The 16,384-nt window shown below is 70.4% G+C and carries 17 protein-coding genes; 9 read left to right on the top strand and 8 right to left on the bottom strand.

Features of this window, described 5'->3' with window-relative positions; translation table 11 throughout:
* The first annotated feature begins 16 nt into the window (after positions 1 to 16).
* Both Q1A98_RS06880 and Q1A98_RS06875 read left to right on the top strand, forming a co-directional pair.
* Positions 17 to 2,383, top strand: a complete 2,367-nt coding sequence (locus Q1A98_RS06880) for an enoyl-CoA hydratase-related protein (RefSeq protein WP_299571263.1) — start codon at positions 17 to 19, stop codon at positions 2,381 to 2,383.
* Between the two features lie 51 nt (positions 2,384 to 2,434).
* Positions 2,435 to 3,808, top strand: coding sequence for an alpha/beta hydrolase family protein (locus Q1A98_RS06875; protein ID WP_299571259.1), 1,374 nt, complete (start codon positions 2,435 to 2,437; stop codon positions 3,806 to 3,808).
* A 12-nt stretch (positions 3,809 to 3,820) separates the two neighbouring features.
* Here Q1A98_RS06875 and Q1A98_RS06870 read toward each other — a convergent pair whose 3' ends face one another.
* The gene (locus tag Q1A98_RS06870; RefSeq protein WP_299571256.1) at positions 3,821 to 4,411 is read right to left on the bottom strand and encodes a bifunctional 2-polyprenyl-6-hydroxyphenol methylase/3-demethylubiquinol 3-O-methyltransferase UbiG; all 591 of its coding nucleotides are present in this window, start codon (positions 4,409 to 4,411) and stop codon (positions 3,821 to 3,823) included.
* Between the two features lie 67 nt (positions 4,412 to 4,478).
* On the opposite strand from Q1A98_RS06870, the gene Q1A98_RS06865 reads away from it, so the two are divergent.
* Positions 4,479 to 5,204: a glycoside hydrolase family 25 protein gene (locus Q1A98_RS06865; protein WP_299571253.1), complete on the top strand. Its 726-nt coding sequence runs from the start codon at positions 4,479 to 4,481 to the stop codon at positions 5,202 to 5,204.
* A 15-nt stretch (positions 5,205 to 5,219) separates the two neighbouring features.
* On the top strand, positions 5,220 to 5,678 hold the full coding sequence (locus Q1A98_RS06860; protein ID WP_299571251.1) for a MaoC family dehydratase: 459 nt from the start codon (positions 5,220 to 5,222) through the stop codon (positions 5,676 to 5,678).
* A gap of 15 nt (positions 5,679 to 5,693) precedes the next feature.
* Here Q1A98_RS06860 and Q1A98_RS06855 read toward each other — a convergent pair whose 3' ends face one another.
* The 3 genes from Q1A98_RS06855 to Q1A98_RS06845 all read right to left on the bottom strand — a co-directional run bounded on the left by Q1A98_RS06855 (position 5,694) and on the right by Q1A98_RS06845 (position 7,760).
* The gene (locus Q1A98_RS06855) at positions 5,694 to 6,293 is read right to left on the bottom strand and encodes a TetR family transcriptional regulator (RefSeq protein WP_299571248.1); all 600 of its coding nucleotides are present in this window, start codon (positions 6,291 to 6,293) and stop codon (positions 5,694 to 5,696) included.
* Positions 6,294 to 6,491: 198 nt separating this feature from the next.
* Positions 6,492 to 6,827, bottom strand: a complete 336-nt coding sequence (locus Q1A98_RS06850; RefSeq protein WP_299571245.1) for a transglycosylase family protein — start codon at positions 6,825 to 6,827, stop codon at positions 6,492 to 6,494.
* A 342-nt stretch (positions 6,828 to 7,169) separates the two neighbouring features.
* Positions 7,170 to 7,760, bottom strand: a complete 591-nt coding sequence (locus Q1A98_RS06845) for a TetR/AcrR family transcriptional regulator (RefSeq protein WP_299571242.1) — start codon at positions 7,758 to 7,760, stop codon at positions 7,170 to 7,172.
* A 109-nt stretch (positions 7,761 to 7,869) separates the two neighbouring features.
* On the opposite strand from Q1A98_RS06845, the gene Q1A98_RS06840 reads away from it, so the two are divergent.
* A complete protein-coding gene (locus Q1A98_RS06840) occupies positions 7,870 to 9,303 on the top strand; it encodes an MFS transporter (protein WP_299571239.1) in 1,434 nt (477 codons plus the stop codon).
* A 70-nt stretch (positions 9,304 to 9,373) separates the two neighbouring features.
* Here Q1A98_RS06840 and Q1A98_RS06835 read toward each other — a convergent pair whose 3' ends face one another.
* Positions 9,374 to 10,591, bottom strand: a complete 1,218-nt coding sequence (locus tag Q1A98_RS06835) for an acyl-CoA dehydrogenase family protein (protein WP_299571235.1) — start codon at positions 10,589 to 10,591, stop codon at positions 9,374 to 9,376.
* A 37-nt stretch (positions 10,592 to 10,628) separates the two neighbouring features.
* Positions 10,629 to 11,996: an acyl-CoA dehydrogenase family protein gene (locus Q1A98_RS06830; protein WP_299571232.1), complete on the bottom strand. Its 1,368-nt coding sequence runs from the start codon at positions 11,994 to 11,996 to the stop codon at positions 10,629 to 10,631.
* Positions 11,997 to 12,185: 189 nt separating this feature from the next.
* Between Q1A98_RS06830 and Q1A98_RS06825 the strand changes: the two genes are divergently transcribed.
* A complete protein-coding gene (locus Q1A98_RS06825) occupies positions 12,186 to 12,593 on the top strand; it encodes an NINE protein (RefSeq protein ID WP_299571229.1) in 408 nt (135 codons plus the stop codon).
* Complete coding sequence (locus Q1A98_RS06820) at positions 12,590 to 13,048, top strand: DUF2752 domain-containing protein (protein ID WP_299571227.1); 459 nt, start codon at positions 12,590 to 12,592, stop codon at positions 13,046 to 13,048. The genes Q1A98_RS06825 and Q1A98_RS06820 overlap by 4 nt, the downstream gene beginning before the upstream one ends.
* A gap of 4 nt (positions 13,049 to 13,052) precedes the next feature.
* Here the strand turns inward: Q1A98_RS06820 and Q1A98_RS06815 are convergent, their stop codons facing one another.
* The gene (locus tag Q1A98_RS06815) at positions 13,053 to 13,715 is read right to left on the bottom strand and encodes an MBL fold metallo-hydrolase (RefSeq protein WP_299571225.1); all 663 of its coding nucleotides are present in this window, start codon (positions 13,713 to 13,715) and stop codon (positions 13,053 to 13,055) included.
* 235 nt (positions 13,716 to 13,950) lie between these two features.
* Positions 13,951 to 14,736, bottom strand: coding sequence for a histidinol-phosphatase (gene hisN / locus Q1A98_RS06810; protein WP_299571224.1), 786 nt, complete (start codon positions 14,734 to 14,736; stop codon positions 13,951 to 13,953).
* A 76-nt stretch (positions 14,737 to 14,812) separates the two neighbouring features.
* Between hisN and Q1A98_RS06805 the strand changes: the two genes are divergently transcribed.
* Both Q1A98_RS06805 and prfB read left to right on the top strand, forming a co-directional pair.
* Positions 14,813 to 15,175 carry a hypothetical protein gene (locus Q1A98_RS06805; protein ID WP_299571852.1) on the top strand — a complete coding sequence of 121 codons (363 nt, stop codon included), beginning with the start codon at positions 14,813 to 14,815 and terminating at the stop codon, positions 15,173 to 15,175.
* A 71-nt stretch (positions 15,176 to 15,246) separates the two neighbouring features.
* Entirely contained in the window at positions 15,247 to 16,362 is a 1,116-nt protein-coding gene (prfB, locus tag Q1A98_RS06800) for a peptide chain release factor 2 (protein ID WP_299571221.1), read from the top strand.
* Positions 16,363 to 16,384 lie beyond the last annotated feature (22 nt).

The following is a 16,384-nucleotide window of genomic DNA, read 5'->3' as shown; positions in this document are numbered from 1 at the left end:
CGCCGATCATGAGGCGATGACCTGCGACGATCTCGACCCGTCCACGCCGGTGCTGGTGGGTGTGGGTGAGGCGTCGGAACGCATCGACGACCCCGACTACGCGGCCCGGTCCGAGGCGCAGATGGCGGCCGACGCAGTGCTGGCAGCGCTCGCGGACACGGGGGCCGACGCGGCGGCTCTTGCCGACGCCGTCGACACGGCGGCCATGACGCGGTCGTTCGAGGCCATGGGATTTGGCGCCCCGCTCGGTGCCCCGACCGACTACCCGTGGGCGGTGCTGCGCCGTGTCGGTGCCGAACCGACCCACGTCGTCTACGACGCGCTCGGCGGGCAGACGCCGCAGAGCCTCATCACCGAGATGTGTGGGCGCATCGGGGCGGGGACATCTCAGGTCGCGGTCGTGTTCGGTGCCGACGTCACCTCGACGACGCGCCACTTCAGCCGCGGTGCCGGTGCTGCCGGCGAGGTCCCGGACTTCGCCGAGACCGTCGACGCCGGACCGGTCGACGACCGCGGCCGCGGAACGCACCTGGTGAACACACGGGAGAACGTGCTGCACGGCCTCACCAACGCGCCCGCCCAGTACGGGATGCTCGAGAACGCCCGCCGGCACCGTCTCGGGCTGGACCGACCGTCCTACGTGCGGGCGATGGCGGGCCTGTTCGCCCCGATGAGCGTTGTCGCGGAGAGCAATCCGCATTCCGCGGCCCCGACCGCGCGCACGGTCGACGAGGTCGCCACCCGCACCGACCGCAACCGTCCCGTCGCCGAGCCCTACCTGCGGTTCCTCGTCGCCCGCGACCAGATCAACCAGGGTGCGGCGTGCGTCATCACCTCCGTCGGCGCAGCACGCCGACTGGGCATCGACCCGTCTCGGTGGGTGTTCCTGCACGGCCACGCCGATCTCCGCGAGCGGCCCCTCCTCGAGCGACCGGACCTGTCCCGAAGCCCCGCCACGGTCGCCGCGGTGCGGCACGCGCTCGAGACCGCCGGTGCGTCCATGGACGATATCGCGGTGATGGACCTCTACAGCTGCTTCCCGGTCGCGGTTTGGACGGTGACCGACGCGTTCGGCCTCGCCGACGACGATCCGCGTGGCCTCACCGTCACCGGGGGACTGCCGTATTTCGGTGGGGCGGGCAGCAATTACGCGATGCACGCGGTCGCCGGGGTGATCCGACGGGTCCGCGCGCAGCCGGGTGCCCTCGGTCTCGTCGGCGCCAACGGTGGACAGCTGAGCAAGTACTCCGCCGGGGTGTACTCGACGACACCCGTGCCGTGGGTGCCCGACGACAGCCCCGACATCCAGGCCGCGCTCGACGCCGTGCCCGGGTTGCCGACCACGAGGTACGCCCACGGCCCCGCGACCATCGAGGCGTGGACCGTGCACCACGCCACCGGCGCCGGGATCTGCGTCTGCCGAGACCTGCAGGGGCGACGGTTCATCGCCCATGTCTGCGACGGCGACACCGCTCTGCTCGCCAGGCTCCTCGGGGAGGACGGCACCGACGACCCGATCGGCACCACGGTTCACGCCCGCCACGTACACCCGACCAACCGCATCGCCGTGTCCCGCACGGTGATTGACCGGTTGCTCCCGGAGCGGGTGCCGTCGCTGGACCGCGAGTTCGACCACGTGCGCGTCCATCGGGCGGGTCACGTCTGCGAGATCGAACTGCGCGACACGTCGCTCCTCGCCGCGGCGCACGCCGAACTCGACGAGGTGGTCACGGCGTTCCTCGCCGACCGTGCCCTGTGGGTGGCGATCGTCCACGGCAGCGGTCCGGACTTCTGCCGCGGCGCCGACCGCTCCGAGATCGGCTGGGGGAACACCGCCGTCACGCCCCCGAACGGCTTCGCGGGCCTCACCGCGCGCGCCGACCTCGACAAACCGGTCATTGCGGCGGTCGCCGGCGCCGCCCACGACGGCGGCCTCGAGCTGGTACTGGCGTGCCACCTCGTCGCCGCCGGCCGGGACGCGACCTTCGCGCTGGATCCGGTCTCCACCGGTCTCGTCGCCCAGGACGGCGGGTTGGTCCGCCTCCCTCGGGTGGTGGGTGAGCGGGTCGCGGCGGAGATGACCCTGGCGTCCCGGGTGCTCGACGCCGACGAGGCCCTGCGCCTCGGCCTGATCAACCGCGTCGTCGAGCCCGGCGAGCACCTTGCCGCCGCCCGCGAGATGGCCGAGGCCGTCGTCGCGAACGCCCCGTTCGCGGTCAGGCAGTCGCTGCGGCTGCGGGCGGAGGTCGCCGACGACGCCGACCCGGCCGCCGCGACACGACGCTCCCCGGACGCCGTCGACGCCATGACCTTCTCGCAGGACCTCCTCGTCGGGACGGCGGCGTTCTCCGACGGCGAGAAACCGGTCTGGACGAACGCGTAACGAATCCCGCGGCACCGACGACTCACGGGAAGTCGTCGAAAGGGAACACCCATGCGCTCTGCCGCCCCGGGATCACCGCAGTGGACCGTGCTCGAATCACCGACCGGTCCCCGCACCCGGGTCCTGCGGGCGCTCGCCGTCGCGGTCGCGCTGGCGATGGGAGTCTTCGTCGCGACCGCCTACTTCTCGAACCAGAACACCGCGCAGGCCCTCGTCGGCCACCCCGAGGTGCTCCGACCCGGGTGCACCTGGGACAAGTCGGGCAATTTCGTGCAGAACTGCTGGGTGTGGTCGCCGTCGCAGAACAAGAACGTGATGGTGCAGATCCGCGCCTCGAACGACAGCACCCGCGGGGTCTACCTCCTCGACGGCATGCGGGCCAGTGACGCGCGCTCGGCGTGGACCACCGACGTCCAGGCGTCGAAGATCTACGACGGCTCGACCAACACGACCCTCGTCATGCCGGTGGGTGGCGCCTCGTCGTTCTACACCGACTGGAACGGCGGCGCGGGCGCGAACAACGTCCCCATCAAGCAGGAGACGTTCCTGACCTCCGAGTTGCCGGCGTACCTGCAGCAGCAGTTCGGGGTGGCGCCGAACAACAACGCCATCGTCGGGTTGTCGATGTCGGCGGGACCGGCCGTGACGCTCGCGGCGAAGCACCCCGAGCAGTTCAAGGTCGTGCAGGCGATGTCGGGCTATTACCAGACTGACAACCCGCTCGGCGCGCTCGGCGTGTTCGCGACGCAGACGATGGTGTCGAACTACACCAACGGCATCGTCAACATGTGGGGCCCGCCCGGGAGCGCGCAGTGGGCCGCCAACGACCCGTCGAAGAACCTCGCGAAGCTCAAGGAGAACGGCCAGGTGCTGGTCGTGTCGTCGGGCAACGCCTTCCTCAGCCCGCAGGAGATGGCGTCGATGGCGCCGCAGGACCGCATCTCGGCGATCCTGCTCGAGGCGCTGTCCGCGGTGTCGACCGTGCTGTTCCAGCTCCAGGCTGCTCAGCAGGGCGTGTCGGTGGTGTCGCTGCCGAACTACGGCGGCCACGACTGGGCGAACTGGCAGCGCGGACTGACCTCGGGGCGCGACACCGTCATGAACGCGCTGCGGTCCTCGCCCCCGGTGACGCAGAAGGTGACGGTGCTGCCGGCTGCGAAGATCGGCACGTCGTCCGCTTCGTCATCGTCGTCCAGCACGACGCCGCCGGGCGCCTCGTCCGCGCCCGTGAGCAGTTCCGCCGTGCCGTCGACCACCGCCACCACCACGACGACAGTCCCCGGTTCGGTCGACGCCTCGGCGCCCGCCTCGGTCGACGCGTCGTCGGAGGCGCCGTCGTCGGCACCGGTCTCGGGCGACGCCTCGCAGAGTGCCGACCCGTCGGACTCCTCGGTCGTCACGACCACGGTCACACCCGCCGGCTGAGACGCGCCGGGGTCAGCCCCGGCGTCGGGCCACGACGATCACGTCGTGGGTGTGGTGGCCGCCGCCGCCCTCCCCGGAATGGCGACGTGCGCGGGTCTCGTGGGTGACGATCTCCCAGCGGGTCGGGTCGAGCTGCGCGGCGACGTCGGCGGGGGTGTGGATGTCGTCGACGGGGTACGTCTCGTGGCCGACCACCAGCAGCGTCCCGTCGGGCGCGACGGAGGCGAGGACGTCGCGGAGCGCGTCGTCCCCCTCAGGCCGGCGGATCGGGAAGTACATCATCGACACCAGGTCGTAGGGCCCGGGCGGAACCCCATCGGCGACGATGTCCGCCCGGACCCAGCTGATGGACCGCGTGCCGCCGAGCTCACGGGCGCGGTCGATCGCGACCTGCGAGATGTCGACGGCGACCACCGACCACCCGTGGTCGGCGAGCCACCGCGCGTCGTCGCCCTCCCCGGAGCCGAGATCCAACGCCCGTCCCGGCGACAGCGGTGACACCTCGTCGACCAGGGTCGCGTTCGGGTCTCCGCTCCAGATGCGATCGCCGTCGGCGTACTTCTCGTCCCACCAGCTCTGGTCCCACGGGGTCTGTTCCGTCACGTGCGTCTCCTGTGAATAGTCCGTAACACCTGTACCGCATGGCACGAGAGCACCTAGGGTCACTCTCATGCTCGTGCGTCACTGTCAACGACCCGCCCGGCGTGTCGCCGTCCTGGCCGTCGTCCTCGCGGCCGCGCTCGGCCTGTCCTGTGCCCCCGCGCAGGCGGACACCGGGCCGGACGTCTCGTCGTGGCAACACCCGAACTATGCGCTCGTGGACTGGTTCGCGGTCAAGCGGTCCGGTCGGGACTTCGCGATGGTCAAGGCGACCGAGGGCCTGTCGTATGTGAACCCGTGGTTCGTGCCGGACTCGATCGGGATGCGACTGGCCGGACTCGCGCGCGGCACGTACCACTACGCCGACCCGTCGTTGCCCGCGGCGCCGCAGGCGGCGTTCTTCGCGGCGGTCACGCTGGGGCAGAACGGCTGGGGTGACCTCCCGCCCGTCCTCGACCTCGAGCAGAGCGGTGGCCTGCCGCCGGGCGCCCTGATCGCGTGGACGCAGCAGTACCTCGACACCGTGTCTGCGCTGACCGGTCGGACGCCGATCATCTACACCTATCCGACGTTCTGGCGGACGGCGATGGCGAACACCGCACAGTTCACGCGGTACCCGCTGTGGATCGCCGACTACAACGGCCGATCGGCGCCCGGACCGCTGCCCGGCGGATGGCGGAGCTGGACGTTCTGGCAGTACACCGACTCCGCGGTCATCCCCGGCGTCCCCGTCCGCGTCGACAAGAACGTCTACAGCGGAACCCAGGGTCCTCTGGGCCCGTTCGCGCGGATGTGACGTAGGTTTCGTCCCATGCGCGTCTTCACCTCTGCATCGGACATCCTCGCGGCCGCCGGCGAGGAACTCGGATCGAGCGACTGGCTCACGATCACCCAGGAGCGGGTGAACCAGTTCGCCGAGGCCACCGGCGACCACCAGTGGATCCACGTCGACGTCGAGCGCGCGCAGCGGGAGAGCCCGTTCGGCGGACCCATCGCGCACGGCTACCTGACGCTGTCGCTGGTCCCGATGCTGGCCTGGCAGGTCTACTCGGTCGAGAACGCGACGTTCGCCGTCAACTACGGCTCGAACAAGGTGCGGTTCCCCGCGCCCGTCCTCGTCGGATCGGACGTGCAGCTGACCGCGACGCTCGCATCGGCGCGTGAGGTCGCGGAGGGCACGGTCGAGATGGTGGTGACGCAGACGATCACCGTCCGCGACGCCGCGAAGCCGTCACTGGTGGCGGAGACCATCACCCGCGTCGCCTTCTGAGAAGGCGGGGAGGGGTCAGACGGCCGTGGTGGCCAGGAGCCAGATGACCGACGTGGCGTCGTCGGGCAGCGTGCAGGGTGCGCCCTTGGCAGCGCTCTGCAACGCGAGGCCGTCGGCGTAGACGAGGACGCGGTCGACCCGGGTGGCGACCTGATCGGCGGGGACGCCGGCAGCGGTGAACGCGTGGCTCAGGAGCCGGCGGTAGGCGTCGAGCACACGCGCGGCGATGGCCGCGACCTCCGGGTTGCGGGCGGCCTCGGTGTAGGTCTCGAGCTGCGCCAGCATGCGGGTGACGTCGCAGTACGTGGCGTCGAGGTCCGCGACGACGGTGCGCATGATCTCGCGGCCGGTCCGACCGTCGTGGTCGGCGGCGGCGATGGCCTTGTCGCACTGGTCGGTGACCGAGTCGGCGAAGCGGCTCAGCGCGGCGATCAGGAGGGCGTCCCGGTCGGCGAAGTGATAGGTCGTCGATCCCAACGACAATCCGGCCGCGCCGGCGACCTCACGCAGTGTGATGGCGTGCAGACCGCGATCGCCGATCAGGCGCAGAGTCGCATCGAGCAGGACATCGCGTCCGGTCCCGCGGGCCACTGTTGCCCGACGTGTGTTCTCCACCGTTCTCCGTCCTTCCCGCGTCAGCGAGTACCCGCGGTCGTGATTGACAATAGCTACCGTACGTAAACCAGACGCGATCGGTGGCCGGAAACTTTCATCTGCACACATTGTGCCTCACAGATGTGCGGACCCGGCACCGCCGCGCGGTGCCGGGTCCGGTTCCACCTGTCGTCCCGACGTCGGGTCGGGCGGGCTTCGTCAGCTGTAGAGGTTGCTGCCGCACACGGGCCACGCGCCGACGCCCTGCGACGCCAGCACGTTCTCGGCCACGCGGATCTGCTCCTCGCGGCTCGCCGCGGCCGGGGTGCCGGTCCCGCCGTTCGCCTCCCAGGTGCTCTGGGTGAACTGCAGGCCGCCGGAGTAGCCGTTGCCCGTGTCGATGGCCCAGTTGCCACCGCTCTCGCACTGCGCGACGGCGTCCCAGTTGTGGCCGCCCTCGGCGTGCGCGGTGCCGGCCAGGACGCCGAGCGGCGCGGCGGCGAGGACGCCGGTCATGCCGGCACGCAGGGCGAGCTTCTTCAGTGCGGTGCTCATGTGAGTACCTCCATGCCGTCCGCGGCGCCTGAGGCGGCGCCCCGCGGAGCGGCTCGTTCGTCTTTCCCGTCCGTCGTGTTCCGGACAGTCGTCGCGATGACCTCGTCCCGGATGTCCCGGGGGGTCGTGTCGCGAGCCGGGAGCGACGGTACGAACAGTCCCCCGGGTCGGTCACATCGGACGGGGGGCCGGTAACGGGCGGATCACGAACAGATCACGGCTGGCGAGATCGCCGTTCGTGCAGCGCAGTACGGCGTGTCGAGATCACGAGCGGTGCGAACGACATGGGCCCGCGGGTGATGCAACACACGTGGTTTCTGTGGCCCCGGACACGCGTGTGGATCAGCTCGCGGGGGGCCTCAGGCCGTCGACGACGACACGGATCATCGCCTCGGAGACAGCGGGGTCGTCGTTGTCCGACGAGGTCATCGAGAGCCCGCCGATGAGGCGGGACACCATCTCGACGTCGACGTCGCTCCGCAGTTTCCCGGCTGCCTGGCCCGCCGCGAGGATGGTCCCGATCATCCCTCGGGTGGCCGCTCGGACGTCCTCGAACACCGGCGCGTCGGCGCCGAGTTGGGCATGGATGACCTCCCGCATGCCTCGTTTCACCGCGGCTGTGCGCAGGAACTCGTGGAGCAGGGCCACCAGGGCCTCGTCCGGGGGCAGCGTCGCGGCCAGGCGGTGGCCGGTGGCGACGATCTCCTCGGTCTGCGTGCGGTAGGCGGCCTCCACGAGCGCCTCGCGACTGGCGAAGTTGCGATACAGCGTCCCGATGCCGACGCCGGCGGTCTCGGCGACGCGTTCGAGAGCGACGTCGGGTCCATCGGAGCCGAACAGCTCGCGCGCGGCGGCCACGATGCGGGCACGGTTGCGCACGGCATCCGCGCGGGGCGCACGGCGCGTCGACGGGTCTGTCTTCGAGGTCGCCACCGCGCCACACCTCCCACCGGTTGCAAAGCGGAGGAGCCCTCCGTATCGTATCCGGAGGAAGCTTCCGTTTCTCGGTCCGAGTCTACCCGTCCATCTCTGGGAGACATCCATGTCGTTTCGTTTCTCGTCGTCCCTGGTGCTCGCCGCGGTCCTGGGGTGCCAGCTCATGGTGGTGGTCGACTCCACCATCGTGAACGTCGCACTACCGGACATCCAACGCGCACTGGGCTTCTCGTCCGCCTCGTTGTCCTGGGTGCTCAACGCGTACACCCTCACCTTCGGCGGACTGCTGCTGCTCGGCGCCCGACTGGGTGACGTCCTGGGCCGTCGCCGCACGTTCCTCGCGGGGGTGGCGCTGTTCGCCGTGGCCTCCGCGGCCGGCGGCCTGGCGACCGACGCCGCGGTGCTCCTGGCCGCCCGGGCCGTCCAGGGCGTGGGCGCGGCGATCGCCGCCCCGGCTGCACTGGCACTGCTCATGATCCGGTTCCCGCAGCCCGCGGACCGGGCCCGCGCGCTGGGCCTGTTCACGGCTGTCTCCCTCGGTGGCTTCTCGATCGGCCTGGTCGCCGGCGGGATGTTGGTGGAGTGGCTGAACTGGCGCTGGGTGATGGTCGTCAACGTGCCCATCGGCGTCCTGGTGCTCGTGGCCGGCGCGATCGCGCTGCCCACCACGCCGCGGGAGCGTCGACCGTTCGACCTCGCCGGGGCGGTGCTCTCCACCGGTGGTGTCGGCGCGCTCGTGTTCGGGCTCGTCCGGGCGGCCGAGGCGGGATGGTCCGCGCCGTCGACCCTCGCGCCGATCGCCGTCGGTGTCGCGGCCCTCGGTGGCTTCGTCCTCGCAGAACGCCGTGCCCTGCAACCGATCACACCACTGCGCATCTTCGCCGACCTCGGCCGCTCGTCCGCGTTCGCGGGCCGGTTGTTCATGGTCGCCGGGTTCGTCGGGATGATGTTCTTCCTCACCCGGTTCATGCAGGGCGTCCTCGGGTTCGGTCCGTTGACCACCGGGCTCGCCTACCTGCCGATGACGATGGGGACGCTGGTCGCCACGCAGTTCTCCGCGCGCTGGGCCTCCACGAGGATCGGGCCGCGTCCGCTGCTGGTCCTCGGCTTCGCACTCGCCGCTGGCGGCACCGGATGGCTCACCACCATCGGCCCCACATCGGTCTACGGCGACTTCGTCGGTGCGACCGTGCTCGTGGGATTCGGTGGGGGACTGGCGTTCTTCTCGCTGACGACCGCAGCCCTGCGCGACGTCCACCCCGAGGACGCCGGCGCCGCGTCGGGGATGGTGAACGCCGTCCAACAGCTCGGAGGAGCTCTCGGCCTCGCTGTGCTCGTGTCGGTGTTCGGTGCCGCGACGCACGCCACGGGCGGATCCGCCGCCGATGTGTTCACCGGCGGGGTCCGTGCGACGTTCTGGGTCTCGACCGGTCTGCTGCTGGCGGGGATGGCGCTGATGGCGCTGACACAGCCGTCGCGCGTCGTGCGCACGCTCGCACCGGCCCCGCCGGTGGTGGAGGAGGAGCTCAGCGCCGTCTGACCGGAGACGACGACGGCCCGGACACACGCGGTGTCCGGGCCGTCGCCTGTGCGCTCTCAGGCGCGCGTGGTCACTTCAGTTCGGCGCTGGTCTTGTTCAGCACGCGCCGCGCGATGACCAGGTTCTGGATCTGCTGGGTGCCCTCGAAGATGTCCAGGATCTTCGAGTCGCGTGCCCACTTCTCCAGGAGCAGGTGCTCGGAGTAGCCCAAGGTGCCCGCGAGCTCCACGGCCCGGGTGGTCACGTCGACGACGGTGCGTCCGGCCTTGGCCTTCGACATCGACGCCTCCTTGGAGTTGGGCTCCTTGTTATCGGCCATCCACGCCGCCCGCAGCATCAGCAGGTACGCGCCCTCGAAGTCGGACTCGAGGCGGATGAACTCCGCGGCCGCGGCATGCTGCGACTGGGCGGGCTTGTCGTAGTCGATCTCGACGCCGGCCTCCTCGAGGAGACGACGGATCTCCTCGAGCGCCGCGCGCGTCACGCCGACCGCCATCGCGGCCACCATCGGGCGCGTGTTGTCGAACGTCTGCATGACGCCGCCGAAGCCCTTCTTGGTGTCCACCTCGGGCGAACCCAGCAGGTTCTCCTTCGGGATGCGGCAGTTCTCGAAGCGGATCTGCGCGGTGTCGGACACCTTGATGCCCAGCTTGTGCTCGAGGCGCTCGATGGTGACGCCCGGGTGGTCACGCGGGACGACGAAGCTCTTGATGGCCGCGCGACCCGCACTCTTGTCCACCGTCGCCCACACCACGATGTGGGTGGCGCGGGAACCGGCCGTCACGTAGATCTTCTCGCCGTTGATGACGTACTCGTCGCCGTCGAGGACCGCGGTGGTCGACACCGCGGCGGAGTCGGAGCCGAAGCCGGGCTCGGTGATGGCCATGGCGGCCCACACCTTGCCGAAGCTCTTCAGCTGCTCGTCGGTCGCGACCGCCGAGATGGCGGCGTTGCCGAGTCCCTGGAACGGCATGCTGAGCACGAGACCCACGTCGCCCCACGACGTCTCGAGGACGTTGAGGCAGGCCTGCATGTTGCCGCCGTTGGCGACGGCGCCCTCGGGCAGCTCCTTCTGGGGCTGCTTGCGACCACCGTCGGCGCCCGCGCCGGCCTGACCGGCCTCGGACAGGCCGTCGTAGAGGCTGGCGAGGGTGTCCAGCTCGACGGGGTAGTCGTGCTCGCGCAGGTCGTACTTGCGGGAGACGGGACGGAAGATGTTCGCCGCCGCCTGGTGGGCCTGATCGACGGTGACCAGGAGCTTCTTCGGGAGCTCGAGATTGATGGCCATGATGTCTCTCTTTTCGAGGAGGAAGGGGAGTGAGGGTCTACAGGACGACGATGCCCTCGCCGATGCTGGCGGCGCGCAGATCGCGGTACCAGCGCTCGACGGGGTGCTCCTTGGTGAAACCGTGGCCGCCCAGCAGCTGCACACCGTCGGAGCCGATTTGCATGCCCTTGTCGGACACGAGCTTCCGGGCCAGTGCCGCCTCGCGGGCGAAGGACAGGCCCTGCTCGGCGCGCGAGGTGCCGCGCTGGGTGACCAGGCGCAGGGCGTCGAGCTCGGTGGCCATCACGGCGACCGGGAAGGCCACACCCTGACGGTTGGAGACCGGCTCGCCGAACGCCTCACGGGTGTTCACGTAGGGCACGACGTAGTCGAGGACGGCCTGCGAGGTCCCGACCGCCAGCGACGCCCACCCCAGACGGGAGAGGCGCACGACGTCGCGGTAGGCGGCGAACGCGGCGTCGCCTTCCTCCTCGCCCAGCAGACCGGACTTGGGGACCCGCACACCGTTGAGGAGCAGGCGACCCATGCCGGCGGCGCGCACGCCCATCCCCGGGTCGGCCTCGACGATCAGTCCCTCGGAGTCGGACTCGACGATGAACAGTGCCGGACGCCCGTCGAGCAGGGCGCCGACGATGAACAGCTCGGCCGAGCCGGCGGCCGGGACGAACGACTTCAGTCCGTCGAGCTTGTAGCCGCTCGGGGTGCGCGTGGCGCGGGTGGTGATGGAGAACGCGTCGAAGAGCGGGCGCGGCTCGGCGATGACCACCGACGCCTGCGGGACCTCCTCGCCGGCGAAGTCGGGCAGATAGGTCTTCTGCTGGCCGTCGCTGCCGAACTGGGTCAGCGTCGCCGCGACACCGCTCGGGGCGAGCAGCGGGAGCGCGAGACCCATGTCGCCGAAGGCGAGCGCCTCGGCGACAAGGCCGTTGGTGACCACGCCACGCTCGGATGCGGCGCCGTCGAACTCCTCGGGCACGTTGATGGTGGTGATGCCCAGCTCGGCGAAGCGGGTCAGCAGCTCCTCGGGCGCAGCGGCGGCCTCGTCGGCGTCGTGGGCGGCCGGTCGGAGGATCTCCTCGGCGAACTCCTTGGCGGTGCTCGCGATCATCTCCTGCTCGTCGTCCGGGCGGAGGTTGAAGTAGTCCTTGCCCGGGGTGCTGAGCCGCTTGGGCTGGCCGCCACCCTGGACGGACTTGAACGCGCGGCTCGCGGCGCCCAGCGTCTGGAAGCCGGACTTCGTGCCCTGGAAGGCCACGCGGTTGATCGGCTCGCGCAGCCCGAAGCGCTCGGCGATGTCAGAGCCCGTGATGGTGCTCAGCACGCGCATGGCGACGCCGATCGCGTTCTGCTTCGGAGCTGTCTTGCCCACCGCGGACGTGTCGCGGGGCTCGGTGTGAGTGGACATGTGACACCTAACGGTTCGGTGATTCGACGGACATGGAGTTGTCGGCTATGAACGCCGGTCGCCGATCTTACTCAGCGGTAAGTTCGATCTTACCGAGTGGTAAGGAGGATGTCACCCCCCAGGTGGACTGAGTGTCCAACACGTGCATCACAGGCCCGCGACCAGCGCCGATCGCCTAATCTGTCCGATATGACCTACCCCCCGATGGGCACGCCCGGACCGCCGCCGGGTCCGGCCACCGACACCTTCTATGCGGCGGTGATGGGGCAGGAGTGGGGGCCGCTGGCCTACCCCGATCTGCAGACGATGGTCCGAACCGGACAGATCAAGGCCGAGACCCAGGTGCGCACCGCGACGAGCACCTGGTTCCCGGTCACCCAGGTACCGGGACTGTTCTCCGAGAAGGACTGGCTGACCACCGTCATCATCTCGTTCTTCCTCGGCGGTCTGGGGATCGACCGCTTCTGGCTCGGTTACACCGGACTGGGGATCCTCAAGCTCATCACCTGCGGTGGCTTCGGCGTCTGGGCGCTGATCGACTTCATCCTCATCCTCCTGCGCCGGGTGCCCGACTCCGACGGTCGACCCCTTCGGTGACCTCCGCGCCCGCGGAGGCCCCTCCGGCCGGCGAGAGGCGCCACGCCTCCCCGACGGCCATCGCGACGGTGGTCGGCGGCGGTGCCGTTGTCGCCGCGTTCCTGATCCCGACCTCGGTGGTGGGCGAGGGGCCGGTGCTCTGCCCGTTCCGACTCGCCACCGGACTGCCGTGCCCGGGCTGCGGACTCACGCGGAGCTGGGTGGCGGCGGCGCACGGCGATCTGTCGGCGGCGTTCGCGGACAACCTCTTCGGCCCGATCAGCCTCGCGGTCGTGATGATCGCGGTGGCGGCGGTGGTTGTGCTGCGGGTCGTCGCGCCGACCCATCTCGACCTGCCGGCGCGCGTCGCTCGCAGCCGCGTCCTGTACGCGGTGGCCGCGGTGTGGATCGTCTACGGGGTGGCGCGCGCGGTCGACGCCGCCATCGGGACGGGCCTGTTCCCCGCAGTCACCTGAACGCTCAGGAGATCTCGAGCGCGTTCTCCCTGTCGAGGGTGCGCCAGTCGGTGTCGGAACCCTTGAGGCCCTCCAGCATCGACAAATAGGCGCCCCGGCCGCCGTCGGACAGGACGGCCTCGTGGATGGGGAACGCCGCGCGCGGCGCGACGGCCCGGAGGAAGTCGGCGCCCTCGCTGAGCTTCATCCACGGTGCGGCCGTGGGGATGGCCAACACGTCGACGTCCTCCTCGGGCACGAACAGCGCGTCGCCGGGGTGCATCAGCTTGCCGGGCGTGGCGTCGTCGCCGAGCAGGTAGGCGACGTTGTCGATCTGGGCGATGTCGGGGTGGATGATGGCGTGTTTGCCGCCGCGGATGCGTGCCGTCACCGACTTGATGGCGAACTCGTCACCGGGGTGGGCGGCGGTCCAGGACCCGGCAACCGAGTCGCCGTTGAGCTGCTCGGTGGTCTGCGGATCGGCGTAGAGCACCGCGTCCGGGTTGTTCGCGACGAGGTCCGGCAGACGGTCGACGTCGACGTGATCGAAGTGCTGGTGCGTGATGAGGATCGCGTCGAGTCCGGTGATCCCGGCAAACCCGTCGGAGAACACACCGGGGTCGAACAGGACTGTCGTGCCGTCGATCTCGACGAGGATGCAGGAGTGTCCGAAGTGTGTGACGCGCATGTGATCAGCCTAGTCGCGCGACGCAGTCCGCAGCCCCGGACGACGGATCCGCTCCGAGCGCGCAGATCCGCGCCGTGCATGGCGCGAATTCCCTGACCGGACGCGGGTCGGCGCCGATCCGGGCGGTCCGCGTCGAGCGTGCTGACCCGCGCCGTGCCCGCTGACCCGCGCCACGTCCGCAGATCCGCGCCGTGCGCGGCGCGGGTTCCCGAGGTCGGCGCGGGTCGAGGTGCGGTCAGGGACGGAGCGCGCTGAGCACCGTCTCGTGGAGGGCCCCGTTGGTGGCGACGGCGCTGCCGCCGTGGGGACCGGGCGAGCCGTCGAGTGCGGTGAAGGTCCCCCCGGCCTCGCGGACGAGGACGTCGAGCGGCGCGAGATCCCAGAGCGAGACCTCGGGCTCGGAGGCGATGTCGACGGCGCCCTCGGCGACGAGGCAGTAGTGGAAGAAGTCGCCGTAGCCGCGCACCCGCCAGACCGTGTCGGTCAGGGCGATGAACCGATCGCGCAGTCCGCGTTCCGCCCAGCCGCTCAGGCTCGCGAACGACAAACTCGCCGACGACAGGTCGGCGACGCCCGAGACCTCGATCGGACGCTCGGTCGCGTCGGGACCGCGGGTGTGTGCCCCCAGGCCTGCGGCCGCCCACCACCGCCTGCCCAGCGCAGGGGCCGAGACGACGCCGACGGTCGGCGTGCCGTCCTCGACGAGCGCGATCAGCGTCGCCCACACGGGTACGCCGCGGACGAAGTTCTTCGTCCCGTCGATCGGGTCGATCACCCACTGGCGACCACGGAGCACGGCGTCGCCCCCGAACTCCTCGCCGAGGACGGCGTCGCCGGGACGCTCGCGTTCCAGCTCGGCGCGCAGTCGTCGTTCGGCCTCGAGGTCGGCGTCGGAGACGGGCGTCAGGTCCGGTTTGTCGTCGACACGCAGATCGAGCGCGCCGAACCGCGGGAGGGTGATCGCATCGGCGACGTCGGCCAGCGCGAGCGCGAGCCGCAGGTCATCGGGGGTCGAGGGCATGCCCGGTACGGTAGAAGACACGCCCGAGCGGGTGTGCGAGAGGAGGTCCGCGGTGCTCTCCATCGCGTTCACGATCATGTTCGCGATCCTGTTGGTGGTGCTCGTCCTGCAGTGGCAGCGCGGACGTGCCGCAGGTGGCCGCGCCGCGGGCGGGGGATTGTTCGGCGGTGGCACCGCGGGGTTGGTCGAGGGCACCCTCACCGTCACCGGTGTGTCCGACCAGGCCGAGCAGGGCGACAAGAACGGCGACATGTTCTGCACGGTCTCGGGCACCATCATCGGTCCCGAGACCCCGCCGACCGACGTCTACGGGCATCTCGTCCTCGGAGCGGATTCCCCGTGGCCCAAGATCGGCACCGACATGCCCGTCGTCTACAAGCCGGGCAAGGCCGAGACCAGCTGGCGTTTCGGATCGCTGGAGGTCCCGCCCGCGGCCTGAGCGCACCGCGATCGGCCGACAGCCCCTGCGTCGGCCGGACCGCCACCGGGGAACCAGTAGCCTGAACCACCGTGCAACCTGACGTCCAGACCGACATCGAGAACCTCGACGCCACCCTCACCACGGTGGAGAAGGTCCTCGACCTCGAGGAGCTCTCCCGGCGCATCGCCGAGCTCGAGCACGAGGCGGCCGATCCCGAGCTCTGGAACAACCAGGAGAACGCCCAGAAGGTCACCTCGGAGCTGTCGCACGCGCAGAGTGAGTTCCGCCGCGTCAGCGAACTCCGCAGCCGTCTCGACGACCTGCCCGTCCTCTACGAACTCGCCGAGGACGAGGAGGGCGACGCGCGGACCGCGGGTCTGGCCGACGCCGACGCCGAGCGCGCCTCGCTCCGCACCGACATCGAGGCCATGGAGGTCAAGACGATGTTGGCCGGCGAGTACGACGCTCGCGACGCCCTCGTCAACATCCGCGCCGGCGCCGGTGGCGTCGACGCCGCCGACTGGGCCGAGATGCTGATGCGCATGTACATCCGCTGGGCCGAGAAGCACAAGTACGGCGTCGAGGTCTACGACACCTCCTACGCCGAGGAGGCCGGACTCAAGAGCGCGACGTTCGCCGTGAAGGCCCCGTACATGTACGGGACCCTGTCGATCGAGATGGGGACGCACCGCCTCGTGCGCATCAGTCCGTTCGACAACCAGGGACGCCGCCAGACGTCGTTCGCCGAGGTCGAGGTGCTGCCGGTCGTCGAGACCACCGACCACATCGACATCGACGAGAACGACCTCCGCGTCGACGTCTACCGCTCCTCGGGGCCCGGCGGGCAGTCGGTCAACACCACCGACTCGGCGGTGCGTCTGACCCACATCCCGACGGGCATCGTCGTGACCTGTCAGAACGAGAAGAGCCAGCTGCAGAACAAGGCGGTCGCGCTGCGCGTGCTGCAGGCCAAGCTCCTCGAGCGCAAGCGCCAGGAGGAGCGCGCCGAGATGGACGCCCTCAAGGGCGACGGCGGGAGCAGCTGGGGCAACCAGATGCGGTCCTATGTCCTGCACCCGTACCAGATGGTGAAGGACCTGCGGACCGAGTACGAGGTCAACAACCCCACCGCGGTCCTCGACGGTGACATCGACGGCTTCATCGAGTCGGGCATCCGCTGGCGGATGGCCTCCGCGCAGAGCTGAGAGGGGACCTGTGCACGACGTA

It is taken from the genome of uncultured Williamsia sp., assembly GCF_947494875.1.
GTDB lineage: Bacteria > Actinomycetota > Actinomycetes > Mycobacteriales > Mycobacteriaceae > Williamsia_A.
This window is presented reverse-complemented; position numbering and strand designations above follow the sequence as displayed.

What these genes read in the sequence shown, in the direction of transcription:
- Q1A98_RS06880 (WP_299571263.1), top strand. Translation starts at nt 17, where the DNA reads ATGACCTGCGACGATCTCGACCCGTCCACGCCGGTGCTGGTGGGTGTG.
- Q1A98_RS06875 (WP_299571259.1), top strand. Translation starts at nt 2,435, where the DNA reads ATGCGCTCTGCCGCCCCGGGATCACCGCAGTGGACCGTGCTCGAATCA.
- Q1A98_RS06865 (WP_299571253.1), top strand. Translation starts at nt 4,479, where the DNA reads ATGCTCGTGCGTCACTGTCAACGACCCGCCCGGCGTGTCGCCGTCCTG.
- Q1A98_RS06860 (WP_299571251.1), top strand. Translation starts at nt 5,220, where the DNA reads ATGCGCGTCTTCACCTCTGCATCGGACATCCTCGCGGCCGCCGGCGAG.
- Q1A98_RS06850 (WP_299571245.1), bottom strand. Translation starts at nt 6,827, where the DNA reads ATGAGCACCGCACTGAAGAAGCTCGCCCTGCGTGCCGGCATGACCGGC.
- Q1A98_RS06840 (WP_299571239.1), top strand. Translation starts at nt 7,870, where the DNA reads ATGTCGTTTCGTTTCTCGTCGTCCCTGGTGCTCGCCGCGGTCCTGGGG.
- Q1A98_RS06835 (WP_299571235.1), bottom strand. Translation starts at nt 10,591, where the DNA reads ATGGCCATCAATCTCGAGCTCCCGAAGAAGCTCCTGGTCACCGTCGAT.
- Q1A98_RS06830 (WP_299571232.1), bottom strand. Translation starts at nt 11,996, where the DNA reads ATGTCCACTCACACCGAGCCCCGCGACACGTCCGCGGTGGGCAAGACA.
- Q1A98_RS06825 (WP_299571229.1), top strand. Translation starts at nt 12,186, where the DNA reads ATGACCTACCCCCCGATGGGCACGCCCGGACCGCCGCCGGGTCCGGCC.
- Q1A98_RS06815 (WP_299571225.1), bottom strand. Translation starts at nt 13,715, where the DNA reads ATGCGCGTCACACACTTCGGACACTCCTGCATCCTCGTCGAGATCGAC.
- hisN (WP_299571224.1), bottom strand. Translation starts at nt 14,736, where the DNA reads ATGCCCTCGACCCCCGATGACCTGCGGCTCGCGCTCGCGCTGGCCGAC.
- Q1A98_RS06805 (WP_299571852.1), top strand. Translation starts at nt 14,813, where the DNA reads ATGTTCGCGATCCTGTTGGTGGTGCTCGTCCTGCAGTGGCAGCGCGGA.